Annotated in this window: 1 pseudogene; it reads right to left on the reverse strand. The window is 34.2% G+C overall.

Features of this window, described 5'->3' with window-relative positions:
- Window positions 1-35 precede the first annotated feature (35 nt).
- Window positions 36-222: pseudogene (locus tag LD028_RS10005) on the reverse strand (hypothetical protein); the annotation flags it as partial.

Below are 222 nucleotides of genomic sequence, written 5' to 3' on the forward strand. Positions count from 1 at the left end.
GCGTAGCAACGTAATAAGTGTTGCTACGCTTTTTACTATTGTTTTACTGGATTTAATCTCAATTCCAGTAAGTCCGAAAAGATTTCACGTCTTGTGCTATTAGATTGGTTTGTAAAATTAACTGTTCTTACCCATTTAACTAACTCGTCCTCTAAATCTGCTGTCAATTCTGTTGGTTTTTGATATGCGAAAAAGCCAGTCAGATATAAAATGTAGTCCATT

Origin of the sequence: Anoxybacillus sp. LAT27 (genome assembly GCF_022030075.1) — a bacterium.
Lineage (GTDB): Bacteria > Bacillota > Bacilli > Bacillales > Anoxybacillaceae > Anoxybacillus > Anoxybacillus kestanbolensis.